20 protein-coding genes are annotated in these 18381 nt (G+C 28.9%); 19 read left to right on the forward strand and 1 reads right to left on the reverse strand.

Annotated elements, in window-relative coordinates; all coding sequences use genetic code 11:
• Nucleotides 1–132: 132 nt before the first annotated feature.
• The 19 genes from MTP08_RS08050 (at nt 133) to MTP08_RS08140 (ending at nt 15664) form a co-directional block, all read left to right on the forward strand.
• Complete coding sequence (locus MTP08_RS08050; RefSeq protein WP_243575534.1) at nt 133–624, forward strand: DUF6265 family protein; 492 nt, start codon at nt 133–135, stop codon at nt 622–624.
• A 217-nt stretch (nt 625–841) separates the two neighbouring features.
• Nucleotides 842–1375: a GNAT family N-acetyltransferase gene (locus MTP08_RS08055; RefSeq protein ID WP_243575535.1), complete on the forward strand. Its 534-nt coding sequence runs from the start codon at nt 842–844 to the stop codon at nt 1373–1375.
• A 216-nt stretch (nt 1376–1591) separates the two neighbouring features.
• Nucleotides 1592–2491: a restriction endonuclease gene (locus MTP08_RS08060; RefSeq protein ID WP_243575536.1), complete on the forward strand. Its 900-nt coding sequence runs from the start codon at nt 1592–1594 to the stop codon at nt 2489–2491.
• Nucleotides 2492–2723: 232 nt separating this feature from the next.
• Entirely contained in the window at nt 2724–3371 is a 648-nt protein-coding gene (locus MTP08_RS08065) for a hypothetical protein (protein ID WP_243575537.1), read from the forward strand.
• 951 nt (nt 3372–4322) lie between these two features.
• Nucleotides 4323–4565, forward strand: a complete 243-nt coding sequence (locus MTP08_RS08070; RefSeq protein ID WP_243575538.1) for a hypothetical protein — start codon at nt 4323–4325, stop codon at nt 4563–4565.
• Between the two features lie 16 nt (nt 4566–4581).
• Nucleotides 4582–4911, forward strand: coding sequence for a DUF7677 family protein (locus MTP08_RS08075; RefSeq protein ID WP_243575539.1), 330 nt, complete (start codon nt 4582–4584; stop codon nt 4909–4911).
• Nucleotides 4912–5251: 340 nt separating this feature from the next.
• Complete coding sequence (locus MTP08_RS08080) at nt 5252–5665, forward strand: DUF6584 family protein (RefSeq protein ID WP_243575540.1); 414 nt, start codon at nt 5252–5254, stop codon at nt 5663–5665.
• 268 nt (nt 5666–5933) lie between these two features.
• Nucleotides 5934–6176, forward strand: coding sequence for a hypothetical protein (locus MTP08_RS08085; RefSeq protein ID WP_243575541.1), 243 nt, complete (start codon nt 5934–5936; stop codon nt 6174–6176).
• The gene (locus tag MTP08_RS08090; RefSeq protein WP_243575542.1) at nt 6160–6459 is read left to right on the forward strand and encodes a type II toxin-antitoxin system RelE/ParE family toxin; all 300 of its coding nucleotides are present in this window, start codon (nt 6160–6162) and stop codon (nt 6457–6459) included. Before MTP08_RS08085 ends, MTP08_RS08090 begins: the two co-directional genes overlap by 17 nt.
• Nucleotides 6460–6684: 225 nt before the next feature.
• Nucleotides 6685–7365: a hypothetical protein gene (locus tag MTP08_RS08095; RefSeq protein ID WP_243575543.1), complete on the forward strand. Its 681-nt coding sequence runs from the start codon at nt 6685–6687 to the stop codon at nt 7363–7365.
• A gap of 20 nt (nt 7366–7385) precedes the next feature.
• Nucleotides 7386–7850: a hypothetical protein gene (locus MTP08_RS08100; RefSeq protein ID WP_243575544.1), complete on the forward strand. Its 465-nt coding sequence runs from the start codon at nt 7386–7388 to the stop codon at nt 7848–7850.
• Nucleotides 7851–8062: 212 nt separating this feature from the next.
• Nucleotides 8063–8959 carry a class A beta-lactamase gene (bla, locus tag MTP08_RS08105; RefSeq protein WP_243575545.1) on the forward strand — a complete coding sequence of 299 codons (897 nt, stop codon included), beginning with the start codon at nt 8063–8065 and terminating at the stop codon, nt 8957–8959.
• 261 nt (nt 8960–9220) lie between these two features.
• Nucleotides 9221–9661, forward strand: coding sequence for a hypothetical protein (locus tag MTP08_RS08110; protein ID WP_243575546.1), 441 nt, complete (start codon nt 9221–9223; stop codon nt 9659–9661).
• Between the two features lie 231 nt (nt 9662–9892).
• The gene (locus tag MTP08_RS08115) at nt 9893–10708 is read left to right on the forward strand and encodes a hypothetical protein (protein ID WP_243575547.1); all 816 of its coding nucleotides are present in this window, start codon (nt 9893–9895) and stop codon (nt 10706–10708) included.
• 947 nt (nt 10709–11655) lie between these two features.
• Entirely contained in the window at nt 11656–11937 is a 282-nt protein-coding gene (locus MTP08_RS08120) for a type II toxin-antitoxin system RelE/ParE family toxin (protein ID WP_243575548.1), read from the forward strand.
• Nucleotides 11938–11947: 10 nt separating this feature from the next.
• Nucleotides 11948–12259: a HigA family addiction module antitoxin gene (locus MTP08_RS08125; protein WP_209391446.1), complete on the forward strand. Its 312-nt coding sequence runs from the start codon at nt 11948–11950 to the stop codon at nt 12257–12259.
• 102 nt (nt 12260–12361) lie between these two features.
• Complete coding sequence (locus MTP08_RS08130; protein ID WP_243575549.1) at nt 12362–13000, forward strand: hypothetical protein; 639 nt, start codon at nt 12362–12364, stop codon at nt 12998–13000.
• A 112-nt stretch (nt 13001–13112) separates the two neighbouring features.
• Nucleotides 13113–13928 (forward strand): GLPGLI family protein, encoded by an 816-nt coding sequence (locus tag MTP08_RS08135; RefSeq protein WP_243575550.1) that lies wholly within the window; start codon nt 13113–13115, stop codon nt 13926–13928.
• A gap of 1235 nt (nt 13929–15163) precedes the next feature.
• On the forward strand, nt 15164–15664 hold the full coding sequence (locus MTP08_RS08140; RefSeq protein ID WP_243575551.1) for a GNAT family N-acetyltransferase: 501 nt from the start codon (nt 15164–15166) through the stop codon (nt 15662–15664).
• A 122-nt stretch (nt 15665–15786) separates the two neighbouring features.
• On the opposite strand, the gene MTP08_RS08145 is transcribed toward MTP08_RS08140, so the two are convergent.
• Nucleotides 15787–18321: a phosphoenolpyruvate carboxylase gene (locus MTP08_RS08145; protein WP_243575552.1), complete on the reverse strand. Its 2535-nt coding sequence runs from the start codon at nt 18319–18321 to the stop codon at nt 15787–15789.
• Between the last annotated feature and the right edge of the window lie 60 nt (nt 18322–18381).

The following is an 18381-nucleotide window of genomic DNA, read 5'->3' on the forward strand; positions in this document are numbered from 1 at the left end:
TTTTTGTAATTTAGTTTACACGAAAAAGCATTGGCTTCTACTCCTCAAAATTGAATTCTCCGAATTCCTTTTGCCCGTCTTCGCCAATACTTTTTCCGTTATCTGCAAGCAGTCCAAAAATATTCATAAACTATGAAAAAATCATTATTCTTTTTAATTACAATTTTTGTTTTATCGTGTAATCAAAACTCGAAAACAAATCAAACTGAAAATTCACAAACTGAGTCTAAAACTGAAACTACCGAAAATTTTGATTGGTTAACTGGAAAATGGAAACGTTTAAATGAAGAAGCCGGAAAAGAATCTTTTGAAAATTGGGACAAAATTAGTGCAACTGAATATTCCGGAATTGGATTTACTATACAGAAAGGAGATACTGTAAGCCAAGAAAAAATGAATATAATTGAGAAAGATGGAAAATGGACTTTACTTGTTAAAATGCCTAATGAAAAAGAACCAACGAAATTCAAAAATGCAGAATTAAAAAATAATGAATTTGTTTTTGTAAATGACTCCATTGATTTTCCTAAAAAAGTCAAATATTGGATTGAAGGCGAAAAAATAAAAGCAACGGTTTCAAATGAAAAAATGGAAATTCCTTTTGAATTTGAAAAAATAAATTAATTCAAAAATTGCCTGCAGATAACACGGTATTGGCAAAAACGGGCTTGAATATCCAAATTGAAAATTTGAATATTCTTTGCCGCCATTGCTTTTCGTTACAACTTTTTTTGTAATTTAGTTTCCACGAAAAAGCATTGGCTTCTACTCCGCAAAATTGAATTCTCTGAATTCCTTTTTGCCCGTCTTCGCCAATACTTTTTCCGTTATTTGAAAGCCTATGCAAACCGTCAAAACAAAGGAAATCTTAGAAACAAATCGACTTTTATTAAGAGAATTATGTATAAATGACGATGAAAATTTCTACAAACTTAATTTGAACCCAAACGTCATAAAATATACTGGAAATTCGGCTTTTGAAAATATTGATGAAGCTCGAAAATTTTTAGAAAATTATTCTGATTATAAGTTGAATGGATTTGGAAGATGGGCCGTAATTGAAAAAGAATCTAATAAATTTCTTGGTTGGTGTGGACTTAAATATGACAATAATATTAACGAAACAGATATTGGATTTAGATTTTTTGAAGAATATTGGAATAAAGGTTTCGCAACAGAAAGTGCAAAAGCTTGTTTAGAATTTGGATTCGAAAAATTAAATCAAAAGATAATAATTGGACGAGCAATGTCTGAAAATATTGCTTCAATAAAAGTTCTTGAAAAAATTGGCCTTAAATTCGAAAAAGAATTTGACTTTGATTCAAAAAATAAAGGTGTAATCTACAAAATTGAAAATAAAAAGGCCTTCACATAACAGTGTATTGGCAAAATGCGGGGTTTAAGTCTGAATTGAAAATCTTCCGCACTTTTTGCCGCCGCTGCTTTTCAATTCCACATTTTTTTGTAATTTAGTTCCATTGAAAAAGCATCGGCTCCGTTTGGGCTTTCTTGAACTAAAGTTCTTCGAATTCCCGCACTTCGCCAATACTTTTTCCGTTGTACGCAAGCTTAAATCAAATTTACGCTTAAAATGAGAAAATCGCCAATTGATGAATTATTTTATGAACTTTATGGATTTTATCCAAATAAAGCAGGAAGTGCCTATGAAATAATTGTTGCAAGTGCAATAAAAATAATTTCAGGTGACAATATTAAATATAATCAACACTTAAAAGGAATTTATAGTGAATCTGATTATCAACTTGATGGGCTGAATATTGATAAGAAACAAATGATTGAGGCTAAAGACTATACTATAAATAAAAAAAAGGTTGGTCGAGATGATTTACAAAAACTTCAAGGAGCACTTTCTGATTTAGATGTTGAAAAAGGTATTTTTGCGTCGGCAACAGATTATACAAAACCTGCTAAAAAATATTCTGAAAGCACAGGAAAAAATCCACTTAATAAAGAAATTGAATTATACAATATTAGAGAATCAACGAAATTAGATGAAAAAGGCAGAATAAATAAATTTGAAGTAACCTTAAGTATGATTACTCCAGATTTTAAATTAGGGAAGATGAATTTTGCTTGGACAAATGATGCTATTGAAAAATTTAAACAAAACGGATTAATTGGAAAACCAATTAAATTATCAACAGATAGATTTTATAATGAAGATGGAAGTATTAATTGTTTGATCGAAGATTTTACATATAACAATCAACCAATCCACGTAAATATGGACGATGAATATGGTGAAGGATGTTGGCTTCTCCCAAATAGATTTATAAAATATGAAAATGAGCTTTATGGGTTTAAAGGCATTGAATATAAAATTCCATACAAAAAAAGTGACACAACTTTTACAGTAGAAAGTGACGGTCAACCTAAAATACTAATTAAGTCAGAAGATGGTAACATAAACAAGCTACTTACAGATGAACAATTTAGAAAATTAACAATAGAAAACGGAGAAATAAAATAAAGCCTGCGTACAACATTGTATTGGCAAAATGCGGGAGGAAGACCAAAGTTGAAATATTAGAAATATTTAGCCGCCACTGCTTTTCATATTGTTTTTTTTCTTAATTTAGACAATCTGAAAAAGCATCGGCTCACAACGGTTCTGAATTGAACTTTCAGTTAAATCCAGCCCGCACTTCGCCAATACTTTTTCCGTTAGCTGCAATATTTACCAAACGCTTTACCAAAAAGAAATGAGGACAATTAATCGAAATGAAGTTTTTCAGAATTTTCCAAAAATAAGAGATCTGATTTCCAATTTTCAAAATGCATTTTTTGATGATGAATATGACTCAAAAGATGACGAAATGTTTGACGCAATTAATTATGAAAACAAATTTGAAACCGAGAATTTTTCTCTTAGAGTTCCAAATAAAAACCTTGAAAAGCATTCCGAAAAACTAGCTGAAAAGATTAAGCAACTTCTTGATTTTCTAAAAACAAACGAATTAATTATAATTTCGCATTTGAAACTTAACTTTTTTGGAAATTTAGAAAATGATTATCCGAAAGTTATAAATGCTTATGAAAAACTTTCCAAACATTTCCCAGAAAAGAACTTCAAAGAAGCAATCGAAATTGAAAAATCTGAATTATCTGATTTTGTAGAAATATTCTTTTGGCTTGAACGTTGTGATTCAAGTATTCCTGAATATGTTTTTTGGTTTGATAAAAGTGAAAAATTTTGTTTTTATTTGTGTAAATATGGAAATATTCATTTTGTAGATTTAACAAACGGAAATTTAATAACCCATGAAGAAATATCAAATCTTGGTTTTGAATTTGACGACGAAGACCAATTTGAACAAAATGCAATTGAAGGAAGACAAATAAAAATCTAAAAAATACTGCAGCTAACAAGGTATTGGCAAAATGCGGGGTTTAAGTCTAAATTGAAAATTCACAGCTTTTTTAACGCCACTGCTTTTCAATTCCACATTTTTTTGTAATTTAGTTCCATTGAAAAAGCATCGGCTTCGTTTGCTCATTCTTGAACTAAAGTTCTTCGAATTCCCGCACTTCGCCAATACTTTTTCCGTTGTCTGCAATATTACTAAAAGCGGCGTCAAATAGGGACTTTTTCAAATTTTCAAACAATTTAAACGTGCTTTAATTTCTAAATTTTCGCCTCAAAAATCATTCTAAAAATCTCAAAATAAGTATTGAATTTAGTTTGAAATAATTCTGAAATTGAACTGAATCAAAACGCTCTGAATTTGCTTGAATTAAAGCAGAATTAAAGTGAAGTAAATCCAAAAAAGCAAACTAAATTTAAAATTAGAACAAATATTACTGAATTCAAATCATGAAAATTGGTCATGAATAATATTAAATTATGGAATAAAATTCTAAATCTAAAAACTGAATATTCAAATATTGGTTTTAATCTTAAATTCTTAAATATTGGTTTAATCTCGAATTCTAAAAAAGGGAACTCAAAAATTAAAAATCTAAAAACAAAAACGTAAAACTGTCGTCTTTGATTTTGAATTCTTCGAAACTGAATTTCACTGAAATTCATTCCCTCGAATTAAAAATACTGCAGACAACAGGATATTGGCAAAATGCGGGCTTGAATTCCCAATTGAACTACTCCACTTTTTTTGTTCGCAAAATGCTTTTTCGTTTCGACTTTTTTTGTAATTTAGTCTTCACGAAAAAAGCATTTGCTCAGTTTGGTCTTGGTTGAACTTTTAGTCTTTCAAAAGCCGCACTTCGCCAATATTTATTCGTTATCTGCAATGTTGCCAAAAAAACCGTTAAAACTATGGAAATTAACCACATAACAATTTGTGAACTATAATAATTTTATTGAAATTGAAAATGACAATTATCAAGATGAAATAATGCAAGAATTTGTGAGTAGAAATGGATTTAATGTTGATGATATTTTCGATTTTAGAGGCAAAGTTTTTTTAACAAAGGAAATTGCACTAAATATTAAGAATGGAATGTGTAATATTAATTTATACGTCGAATTTGTTGCATTCCAAAAAGACCTTGAATCAATAAATATTCTCAAAGAAGGAAACTGATAGAACTAGTTTAAAAATGGAAACTAAAAAATTGAGCGAGTCTTTCAGCGGAGCATTGAGAACTTTTGTATATTTTATGTCAAGTGGAACCCAAAACACATTAAAAGATATAGAATATTTATCTCTTTATGGTGAAGAACCTAGTGCAATTGAGCAAGTTTTTGCAATTTATGCAAATGTTATTGAACTTGATGAAAACGGACAAGTTCTAAACGCAAAATACGCAGAAAAAAGAGCAACCGATTATTTAAGAGCATATTGTGACGCTAAATTTGTGGTTGACCCACCTTTTGAAAGTTGGGAAATAAAATTACACGAACCACCACCAAAAATAGACATAATCTAAAAAAAACACTGCAGATAACAGTGTATTGGCAAAAACGGGCTTGAATATCCAAATTGAAAATTTGAATATTCTTCGCCGCCAATGCTTTTCGTTTCAACTTTTTTTGTAATTTAGTTTCCACGAAAAAGCATTGGCTTCTTTCAGTCAAAATTGAATTCTCTGAATTCCTTTTTGCCCGTCTTCGCCAATACTTTTTCCGTTGTACGACATTTTATCCAAACTCACGCAAATGAAAGAAGATTCACTAAAACGAATTGAAACTGATTTAAAAAATGGAAAAAAATTTATTGCGTGTGATAAGTTGCGAAATTAAATTAACGAGAATCCGAATGATTTTAGTTTGAGAAAAAAACTAGCTGAAATTTATTTTCAAAGTGGATTTTATGATAGAGCTGGATTATTCTGGATGCTAACAGAACCAAGAACTGAAAATATTAAAAAATGTCAAGAAATTTATCTTTCGACCGTAAATAATTCTGGAAATAAAATATTGCATGATTTTCAATTTCGTGGTGACGAAAATATGCTAAATGAATATGCAAAAACAAAATTGCATAACTTTCAAACTGATAGTTTGGAGAAAACTGGAAATGTTCCAATATTCAAGGAAAAATCAAAATATTCTAAACGAAAATCAAACATTATTACTGATAATTCTAAATTTCCAACTTTTATCTTTTTCACTGTAATAATCTCAATTATTTCACTAATTATTCTCGGAATTTATAAATTAGTTGAAATTCTTGTTGCATAAAAAAACGTCGTACAACATTGTATTGGTAAAAACGGGCTTGAATATCCAAATTTTCAATTTGAATATTCTTCGCCGCCAATTGCTTTTCGTTACAACTTTTTTTGTAATTTAGTTTCCACGAAAAAGCATTGGCTTCTACTCTACAAAATTGAATTCTTTGAATTCCTTTTTGCCCGTCTTCACCAATACTTTTTCCGTTGTACGACATTTTATCCAAAATTTCGCTTTAAAAAGAAAAATAGTTTTAAATTTGAGAAAAGATTTAAAAATGAATACGGATTTACAAATACAAAATAAAAAACTGGAATTGATTCAATGGTTATCAACTATTGAAGATTTGAATTTTCTTGAAAAAATTTCAGATTTAATTTCTCGTGAAAATAAAAAAGATTGGGCTGATGAAATTTCAGATGCGGAAAGAAAATCTATTGAAAAAGGAATCCTTCAAGCAAATGCCGGAAAATTAAATCCACATTCTAAAGCAAGAGAAATTTATGGAAAACAGTTATGAAATTCTTTGGACTGACCTATCGTTAGAAGAACTTGACGAAACTGTTAAATATCTTGAAAGAGAATTTTCTCAAAATGAAATTGATAATTTGGGAGATGAAATCGAAAGAATAACCTTAATTATTTCACATAATCCTACTATTTTTCCTTTGTCTGACAAATTGAAAACTAGAAAAGTTGTAATTCTAAAATTCAACACTTTATATTACAGAGTTATAAACGAAAAAATTGAAATTATTTCTTTCTTTTCAAATCGGCAAAGTCCTAAAACAAGGAAAATATAAAAAAACGTCGTACAACATGGTATTGGCAAAAACGGGCTTGAATATACAAATTGAAAATTTGAATATTCTTCGCCGCCAATTGCTTTTCGTTTCACCTTTTTTTGTAATTTAGTTTCCACGAAAAAGCATTGGCTTCTACTCCGCAAAATTGAATTCTCCGAATTCCTTTTTTCCCGTCTTCGCCAATACTTTTTCCGTTGTCTGCAATTTCAAACAAAATCGTACATGAAAACAAAATTATTTATTTTTCTCATTTTGGCTTTGGGAATTTTTGTGAAATCCCAAAACTGTATTGATATAGAAGAAAAGGTATTACTTAAAGATAATTTGAGCTTAAATGTGACTGATGAAGTGAGAAATTTGCTAAATGGTAAATGGCAACTCCAAAAAATAACCGATGACAAAAATAAAATTAGAACTTTATTGAATGAAAAATTCAATCCTGAAATGGATTATATTGAAAATAATTATGATGCATTCATCACATACAATATTGAAAAAGAAGGATATGAATCAATTATGACTTTTCCTGGAAATGAAGAAGTAAAACAAATTGATAACTTCAAATTTATTTATCTCAAAAAAAAAGGAACAATAAAATATTTTCCAAAAATTCAAAAAAATGGAGAATGTTGGGGCGATGCAAATGAATTTCCTTTAAATTATGTGGATGAAACAACATTAAAAACATATTACAATAAAATAAAGAAACTGCAGACAACATTGTATTGGCAAAATGCGGGGGAAAGTGCAAAATTGAAAAGCAAAAATATTATTCCGCTCATGCTTTTCAATTCTGCATTTTTTTGTAAGTTAGCAGTATTGAAAAAGCATTCGCTACGTTCAGTCTTCCTTGAACTTTCAGTTCTTCGAAATCCCGCACTTCGCCAATACTTTTTCCGTTAGCTGCAATATTTACCAAAATTATGTCTGAAAATAAAATATTTGTAACATTTGTCCTTCTTTCAGGATTATTTTATATTATATTATTGATTGTTAAATCAAAATCCAGTGAAAAAATATTACAAAAATTAAAAACTGATGATTCAAAAATATTAAAAAGCTTGGGAGGAAGTATTTGCAAATCAGGATATTTTTTAGATTTCAAATGGCATCCAGATTTTTTTGATATTATAATGAATTCTAAAGGAATTTATATAATTCCTCAAATGAATTTAAATATGTTTCAAGCTTTTGTATTCACAAATACTAATGAGAAATCTAATAACTTCTTGTATTTTAACAGAATAAAAATAGATAATAATAACAATTTAATAATAAGCTACAACCCAAATTTTTACAATTTAAGTTTAATTGGATATAAAGAAATAACTTTGAAAATAATATTAAACGAAACTGATAAGGAAATTATCAAAAAATACTGCAGCTAACATTGTATTGGCAAAATGCGGGATTTAAGTCTGAATTGAAAATCCACAGCTTTTCTGCCGCCGCTGCTTTTCAATTCCACATTTTTTTGTAATTTAGTTCCATTGAAAAAGCATCGGCTTCGTTTGGTCTTTCTTGAACTAAAGTTCTTCGAATTCCCGCACTTCGCCAATACTTTTTCCGTTAGCAGAAATTTTATACCAACAAAAATCAAATGAATCCAAAGCAAATTATTCTATTATTTTTATTGATATTCACAAACATAACAATTTCATCTCAAACTAAACAGAATTTAGTCTTGCAAAAGCAAATTGAGAAAATTCTTGAAAATAAAAAAGCCGATGTGGGTATTTCAATTATTGGAATTAAAAAAAATGATTTAACTCAAATAAATGGAGACAAATTTTATCCAATGTTAAGTACTGTAAAATTCCAAATTGCTTTGGCTATTTTGAACAAAGTTCAAAAAGGAGAGCTTTCGATGAATCAAAAACTATTTGTAAAAAAGGAAGAATTATTAGAAAATACTTACAGTCCATTTAAAAAAGAATATCCTAATGGAAATATGTCAATTACACTCGAAGAAGCAATCAAATGGATGGTTTCATATAGTGATAATAATTTGACAGATATTTTATTACGCTTAATTGATGGTCCAGAAACTGTACAGAATTTTATTAATAGTAAAAACTTTGTAATAAAAAATGATGAAGAAGATATGCACAAAGATTGGGAATCACAGTTCGTAAATAAAGTAACTCCAAATGAAGCAGCTCATTTGCTTAAAAAATTTAATGATAAAAAACTTCTAAATAAAGAAAATACAATATGGCTTTATAATGCAATGCTAAATAATAAATCTGGAGCCAACAGAATCAAAGGAAATTTATCTGAAAAGACAAAAATAGCTCATAGAACCGGTACATCATTTACAAATGACGCAGGAATGACAGGAGCAATTAATGATATTGGAATTATTGAATTGCCAGCAAATAATAAAAAAATATTCATAGCAATTTTTGTTCACGATACATATGAAACTTTCGAAAATTCAGAAAAGATAATAGCAGAAATTTCAAAATTAGTATTTGATTATTATAACAAAAAATAAAAACTTCTGCTAACACGGTATTGGCAAAATGCGGGATTTAGGTCTGAATTGAAAATCCACAGCTTTTTTGCCGCCGCTGCTTTTCAATTCCACATTTTTTTGTAATTTAGTTCCATTGAAAAAGCATCGGCTCCGTTTGGGCTTTCTTGAACTAAAGTTCTTCGAATTCCTGCACTTCGCCAATACTTTTTCCGTTAGCCGACATTTTAGAGCCAACCCTAAATCAAATTGACAGAAATTAGAAAACTAGACGAAAAAAAAATGGACAAAACTTTAGATGATCTTTTACATTATTTAAAGACAACCATTTTTATTGAAGATCAAAACTATATTCAAAACTTAAACGCAATTGACATATTCTTTTTTTGCTATGGCGAAGAGAAGGCACAAATACATAACTATACTGAACCAAAATTATATTTAGAAAAACTTTATAGTGATGGATATGTGAACTTTAAAGATTCAGAAAACACATACCAAATCAATCTAAACGGCATCGAATTCATTAATAATGGAGGTTATAAAACTAAATCTCGAAATTTATTTTACAAAAAAATATGGAATATTATAAAGGTAGTTGCTGTTTTTTTAAATGCAATAATTCTATTGATTTTTGCTTACTTTAGTTTTATGGAAGACCTAAAAGAGGCTTATAAGAATAATAAAAAAGAATTGAAAATTGAAAATCGAAAATCAAAGTAACATAAATAGTTAATTAAAAATAAAAACGTCGGCTAACACGGTATTGGCAAAAACGGGCTTGAATATCCAAATTGAAAATTTGAATATTCTTCGCCGCCAATGCTTTTCGTTCCAACTTTTTTTGTAATTTAGTTTCCACGAAAAAGCATTGGCTTCTACTCCGCAAAATTGAATTCTTCGAATTCCTTTTTGCCCGTCTTCGCCAATACTTTTTCCGTTATCTGTAATTTTATGAAAAAATACGCAAACACATTAACAAAAACAACACTTATCTCAGCTTTGTTTCTACTTTTTAATTGTACTTCTGACAGCGATGAGATAAACCAAAGTACTGATTCCCAAATAAAATCCTATAAATTAATGTATATGGAGTCTCCATATTATACTAATGATTTAATATACATTGATTATATTGATAACAAACCAAAAAAAAGGACGAGTGATTATTCGATTGTTTCAGGAACTACATCAACCATATTAGTAAAACAGTACGAAGACATATCCTATAATGGTAATGTTATTAATGTTGTTTCTAAATCCTTAATGGATAACACTGAAATTACAGGAACTAAAGAAAAAATCACAATGAACGGAAGTAATATTCAACAAAAAATATATTATAAAACAGATTTTACCCGAACAAGTAATTATTTTTATTCCGGAAATAAGTTAAATAAAATAGTTTCTACACAAGAAGGTCTTTATCCTGGTTATCTAAATTATCAGAAAGATTTTTATTACAATACAAGTAACAATTTGGATAGTATTGTTACCAAATATTCTGAATATAATACTTCTACAAACCAATATGAATTAAATTTAAACACAAAAAAACGAGAAGTTGAATATTTTTATGATTATGATAATTCAACGAATACAACCAAATTGTTAACTATTTTTGATGATGTATTTAATAGAACTCTTTCAAAAAATTGTTTTAAGAAATATAGGAAAAACATGTATGATGAAAATGGTAATCAGAATGGCTTTTCTACCAAACATTGGGAATACATATATGTGAATGATTTAATTGATTATTCAAAATAAAAGCTACAGATAACAAGGTATTGGCAAAATGCGGGGTGAAGTTCTAAATAGAAAATCCTCAGTTTTTTTGCCGCCGCCGCTTTTCAATTCCACATTTTTTTGTATTTTAGTTCCATTGAAAAAGCATCGGCTTCGTTTGGTCGTTCTTGAACTAAAGTTCTTCGAATTCCCGCACTTCGCCAATACTTTTTCCGTTGTCTGCAATATTACCAAAGCGGCGTTAAATAGAGACTTTTTCAAATTTTGAAAGAATTTAAAAGGGTTTTTCCTACTTAAATATTTTACTTAAAAATCATTCTAAAAATCTCAAAATAAGTATTGAATTTAGTTTGAAATAATTCTGAAACTGAACTGAATCAAAACACTCTGAATTTCCTTGAATTAAAGCAGAATTAAAGTGAAGTAAATCCAAAAGAGCAAACTAAATTTAAAATTAGAACAAATATTACTGAATTCAAATCATAAAAATTGGTAATGAATAATATTAATTTCTGGAATAAAATTCTAAATCTAAAAACTGAATATTCAAATATTGGATTTAATCTCAAATTCCGAAAAAGAGAACTCAAAAATTAAAAAACTAAAAACAAAAACGTAAAACTGTCGTCTTTGATTTTGAATTCTTCGAAACTGAATTTCACTGAAATTCACTCTCTTGAATTAAAAATACTGCAGACAACAGGATATTGGCAAAATGCGGGCTTGAATTCTCAGTTGAACTACTCCACTTTTTTTGTTCGCAAAATGCTTTTTCGTTTCGACTTTTTTTGTAATTTAGTCTTCACGAAAAAAGCATTTGGCTTCGTTTGGTCTTGGTTGAACTTTTAGTCTTTCAAAAGCCGCACTTCGCCAATATTTATTCGTTAGGCGACATTTTACAAAAATTCTGCATTAAAATCAAAATTTGAAATATTTTACTTATCTTTGACGTTAGTAACGTTAAAAGTATGATTGTAAATTTTGGAAATAAAGAAACCGAAAAAATATGGAAGGGAATTGTTTCCAAAAAACTTCCAAGAGAAATTCAAGAAGTTGCAAGGCGAAAGTTAAGAATGATAAATAATTCAATCGATGTAAATGACTTAAGAATTCCGCCAGCAAATCGACTTGAAAAACTAAAAGGAGATTTAAAAGAATTCTATAGCATAAGGATTAACAATCAATGGAGAGTTGTTTTTAAATGGGAAAATGGCAATGCTTTTGAGGTTGAAATTATGGACTATCATTAAAATTATAAAAATGGAAAAATTAAGAAATATAACACCTGGAGAAATTTTATTAGAAGAATTTTTAATTCCTCTTGAAATTTCGCAATATAGATTATCAAAAGATTTAGAAATTCCGCAAACAAGAGTTTCTGAAATTATCAAAGGAAACAGAAGAATTTCCGCAGATACAGCTGTAAGACTTAGTGCTTATTTTGGTAATTCTGCGAAATTTTGGCTCGGACTTCAAGATGATTATGATATTGAAAATGAAATGAACGAAAAATCAAATGAGGTAAAAAGAATTATACGAATAAGGAAAGATAAAGAAAAAAACGTCGCCTAACAAGGTATTGGCAAAAACGGGCTTAAATATCCAAATTGAAAATTTGAATATTCTTCGCCGACTATTGCTTTTCGTTACAACTTTTTTTGTAATTTAGTTTCTATGAAAAAGAATTGGCTTCGTTTGGTCTTTGCTGAACTAAAGTTCTTCGAATTCCCGCACTTAGCCAATACTTTATCCGTTAGCCGAAATTTCATGAAAGCACTGCAATTAATTGCTATACTGTTATTTACAAATTTGTTTTCTCAGAAAATCAAATATGAAATTTCATTATGTGGAAGGAATCAGAAAATAATTTTGACAAGTAAGAATGATAAAGCTTACAAAGGTTTGATAGTAAATGAATTTTTCAAAAAAAGTTCTGACAAAAAAATAATTAGAAGAGTGAAGATTAAGAAAGATGTTGCAAAACGAATTTTCAGTGAATTAACTAAGTATGGAATCTATGAACCCAAAAAAAATACTGATAGCACAGGTTGTGGCGATTTTTACCTTGATAGCGATTATTTATCTTTTACAGTTCTAAAAAATGATTTAAAACTCTTTGAAAAAAGCTTTGCGGAAGTTTATCCTGAATCCGAATCTAAAATAGAACAAAACCAATGTAGACGACAATCACAAATTCTAGTCACATTAATAGATAAAGAGCTGAATCTAAAGAAAAGATATTTTGAAATTTTCAAGAAACTTCCTGAAAAAACTTGTTATTGGAGTGGATATTCTATGGTTTGTAAAAAATAACCATAAAAAAATCATACAAAATTGTATTGGCAAAAACCAAATTTTCAATTTGAATATTCTTTGCCGCAAATACTTTTTCCGTTAGCTGTAATATTAAAAAAAATCACAAATAATGAAAAACATTAAATTTATAACTTTTCTTTTTCTAGCAAATTTTATTTTTGGTCAGAACAAAATATTTCTTTATGACTATAAATTCATTCCAGATTCCACAAATAAAAAAAATGTTAGGGATGAATTAATGATTTTAAATATCCAAAAAGGTAAATCGGAATTTTATAGTTCTGAAATGTATAATGCTGACTCAATTATGTTAGCAGAAAGTAATAAAGGAAATTTTGCAATGCCTCCAAATAAAGAAATGATTCGTGATAGAGTTATAAAATATTTTGATTCAAACCCAATAGATTATATAACTTTTATGTCTGTTAATAAGTTTATTATTAAACAGAACATTGATTTAAAATGGAAATTAGAAAATGAATTTTCAAAAATTTTAAATTATGATGTTCAAAAAGCTACAACGGAATTTGGAGGAAGAAAATGGACAGCTTGGTTTACCAAAGAAATTCCAGTGCAAGATGGACCCTACAAATTCAAAAATCTTCCTGGATTAATTTTAAAAATTGAAGATTCTAATCAAAATCATATATTTGAAATAAAAGGAATTAAAAACAATACAACAGATTTTGAATACCCAAATTTGAATAATTATCAAGAATTTAAATTAAGTTATGATCAATTTGCTAAAAAATTTAAAAATTATCGAAAGAATCCAACAGCCGATTTAGCTGATCAAATCCCTGACCAAACAGACGCTGACGGAAACTTTAGAACTTCTACACAAATATTAAAGGAATGGAACGATAAATTGTTAGACCGTTTTAAGAAAGATAATAATATAATTGAAATAAACTTGCTCAAATAAAAGATACTACAGCTAACAAGAACTATGGTAACAACCAACTTTCCTATAAGGTTTTTAGCGAAAATTCTAAAAATACACTTATCCCAATTTCAACGCAAAAAATACTATTTTAGGAAATATGGGATTAAATCCTTAATTTAAAACCCATAATATTTTTGCACGAGTTAACTTCTTACCTTAGCTAAAAGTTTAAAACAAAATCTCATTGAAAATAAATAGAAGAATTTTTAAATATTTCAATTTAATTGCATACATATTCTTTGTAAGCAGTTGTAATTCACAAACTTTCCAAAAAAAAGAATATTCATTTTCTAAAGCAAAGAACGAAAAAGCTACATTAATCCTCTTTCCCTGCTTTGTATGTGATAAAACCAATACTCAAACAGAAGCATTTTTTTTGAAAAACATCCAAAAAGCCGGAATTTCAACTCTACTTTTAGACTACAATCAAAAACTATTTTTATACGAAAATGAAAAAGAAAAATTAGCAAAAAAATTGAATTCAATTTTTAAAGAAATCAATATTTCAAATCAAAATGTATAATACATAGGCGGTTTTTCTAGCGGAGGAAATATCACTATTCTTATTTCTAACTATTTAATAAAAACTAAAAATAAGTTACAACCTAAGGGAATTTTTATTATTGACTCACCGCTCGATTTAGAAGAATTATATAAAAATGCTCAAAATGATGTTCAACTCAACAAAAATGCTGATGCCGTTGAAGAAGGAAAATATCTGATTAAATTACTGGATGAAAAAATCGGAGTTCCAGAAACTAATCTTGAAAATTACAAAAATCTTTCTCCTTATTTAATATCACAGAATTCAATTAAAAATATTGAATATTTAACTAAAATTAAAATTAGATTTTACACTGAACCTGATTTAATATGGCAATCTGAAAATAGAAATAGAAAATACGAAGACTTAAATGCCTATAAACTCGAGAAAACATATAATGCTTTAAAACAACTAGGAAATCAGCAATTAGAATTAATAAAAACTGAAAATCGCGGTTATCGAGCCAACGGTAAAAAGCATCCACACTCTTGGAATATTGTGGAAAAAGAAAATCTCATAAAATGGATTTTAGAATAAAAAACTTCTGATAATACAATGTTGGCAAAATTATCAAATACAGATTTCAGAGTTTTTACTGCTTCTTATATTCTCATTTTTTAATGTCTTAGTTTATTTAAAAAACATAAATTATCTAAAAATAACCTTGATAATGATTATTGAAACAGAAGAACTGAAAATAATTCCCCTAAACTCAAAACAACTTTTAAGTTATACGGAAGGTAATCAACTTGAAAAAGAACTGAGAATACATGAAAAAGATCGCTTCATGTCTGAAACAGTAAAAATGAAAATTCTAAGCAAAATTCTTAAAAACATTAACGAAGATGAAGAAAACTTCTATTTTTACACTTTTTGGATAATAATATTAAAAAAAGAAAATGAAATAGCTGGAGAATTTTGCTTTAAAGGAAAACCAAAAAACGGAAGAGTAGAAATTGGATATGCCACTTTTCCGAAATTTCACAATAGAGGAATTATGTCTAAATCTATAGAAAAAATTATAGAATGGGTTTTTATTAATACTGAAATTACCAATATAATTGCTGAAACAGATTCTCAAAACCTTTCATCCATTCAAGTTTTAAAGAAGAATAAGTTTAAGCTATTTCAATCCCAAGCAAATAATTTTATTTGGATGAGAACAAAATAATTGTAGTTTTCTCCTTCAAAATATGAGCATAATTGGATTAAAGACTGAATTGAATTCAGAAAAACTAATGCTTCAAATAAAGACGTAGCTATAACAAATTTCTCGTAATAAAATATTTCAAGTTATGCAGAATTTCTGCTTGCGTTAATATTTCCGAATAACGATCTCGTTACCAGTTTTTTATACGCTTCTATATCGCCTTCTCCTTTTTGAATTTTCATAAGTGCATATTGCTGAATGCTTAAAAGCGGAAGTACAATTTTCTCACGAATTTTAACAGATTTTCGGGACAGAGGATCTTCCTGCTGAAGAATTGTAAAGCCAGTCAGCTCCAACATGATGTCTTTAGAAAGATTAAATTCCTGAAAAAGTATTTCCCAAAATGCCCCAAACTTAGGATTTTCTTTAATGTAATAAGTTAGCGGAAAGTATGATTTATTCATGCTCATCATTGAATTTAAAACAAGTGTTTTAAAGAAATCAGAACCTTTGTAAAGCTCTTTAACTTCATCAAATCTGCCTTCTTCTTTCAATTGTTGCATTGCATATCCAAACCCGAAAAAACCTGGTACATTCTGTTTCAATTGCGACCAGGATCCTACAAATGGTATAGCTCTCAAGTCTTCAAATTTAAGCTCATTATCTCCACCACGTTTAGATGGTCTGCTTCCTATATTGGCTTTACCATAATATTCTAACGTACTCATTTCCTGAAGATAAGGTACAAACATTGGATGAGCTTTCAGATCAGAATATTTTTTATAACTGATGTTGGCTAACTCAGTAATTAAAGCTCTTTCTTTCGCCGATAAATCTTTTTTGGAATTTTTGAACACATCATTTTCTACACCGGCTGTTAAAAGCTGTTCAAAATTATATTTTGCCTGTTCTTTATTGCCAAAAATACTGGTAATGGTCTGTCCCTGAATGGTTAATTCAATTTTATTATTGGCAATTGTTTTACCTTGAGAAGCATAAAAATCATGGGTTTTACCGCCACCTCTTGCTGGTGGACCTCCCCTTCCGTCAAAAAACACTACTTTAACCTCATTTTCTTCTGAAATTTTTGTTAAAACTTCTTTAGCTTTATATATTTCCCAGTTTGCTTTCAAATATCCACCGTCTTTAGTACCATCCGAAAAACCGAGCATAATGGTCTGCTCATTTCCTCTTCGTTCTAAATGCTTTTTATAAATAGGATTTAGATATAATTCTTTCATGACATTTTCAGCATTCTCAAGGCCTTCCATGGTTTCAAAAAGGGGTACAATATCCATATTGATATCTTCATCACGATAACCACAGATCTTGAAAAATGTATATACATTCATAACATCTTTTACGGCATCAGAATTAGAAATAATGTAGCGATGCATTCCTCTAATACCATTAAAATCCTGAATTTCTTTAATTTGAGAAATATTTCCCAAAGTTTCTTTTACAATTTCACTATAATCATCAAAATTAAATTTCTCATTAAATTCAATAAGTTTATTGTATTTTTCAGTATAATCAGCTTCCTTTTTTCCAAAAATCGCATCGAAAATTTCATCCACAACAGTCTGATGAATTCTGCTGTCTTGTCGTATATCTAAAGTCGCAAAGTGAGTTCCGAAAATCTTTACACGATCTTTAAAATCAACCAAAATTTCTAAAAACAGAGAATTATGCTCATTAATAAGTATTTCCTCTGCTTCATCAAGCCTTTTCAGAATATCTTCACTAGATATTTTTTCGTTTTTAAAAATGGCTGTATATAATTCTGCACTCAGTTTTGTCAATACTTCGGAAACTCCACGGAAACTCAATCTCCGTCTTACATCTTTAAGATTGGCGTAATAAGATTTCAAAATAGCGGTACGCAGTTCCTCAGAAACTTTTTTAGTAACTTCGGCAGTAACAAATGGATTTCCGTCGCGATCTCCTCCAGGCCAAAAACCAAGTTGAATGATATTTTCATGAAGATGAGAATTACTGTTGCCAAATGTTTTCTTTATTTTACCATAGAGTTCTCCAATAGAATCGTAATAAACGTACCTAAGATAATGAATGATGCTTAAAGCTTCATCTATAGGAGTCGGTTTTTCTTTATTTACAAATGGAGTTTTCCCAAGCTGTTGAAGCAGCATATCGATATTGGTGATTGAATCTGCACCTATTGCCTGTCTTAAATCCTGCAGGATTCGCTGGACAGAACTTGGATAAAACTGCGTAGGATGGGCAGTAAACACCACTTTTACGGTGAAATCCTTCAGTTTTTCATGTACTTTTTCCAGTTTATGGTCATGATACGCTCTTTCGTACAGATTGGTAATGGTACCACTATCGCTTTCAGAATGAAGTCCGGGAAATGCAGCATCTTCAATACTATCAAACAAAACCACCTGTCTTTCAATATATTGTATAATTTTAAACAACAGTTCAAGCTTTTGATCTTCATTTACCAAATCGGTATGGTTGACGAAAAATTCTTCTACAATTTCCACTGGAGTTTTCCCAACCAAATATCCTTCTTTACTTTCTTCATACAGAAAAGGAAGTAGCATCCCAATATTAGTCATCTTATCATAAGGAAGACTCATGAATAAAGAATTGTAGATTTGAAATTTATTTTCTACAATCTGTCTGAATTTTTCTGCGCGCTGGTCTTGTATCATAATAACAAATTTAGGAGATTTTCAGTAAAAATTATTTGATTTACCGATAAAATTCAGATT

Origin of the sequence: Chryseobacterium oryzae (assembly GCF_022811665.1) — a bacterium.
GTDB lineage: Bacteria > Bacteroidota > Bacteroidia > Flavobacteriales > Weeksellaceae > Chryseobacterium > Chryseobacterium oryzae.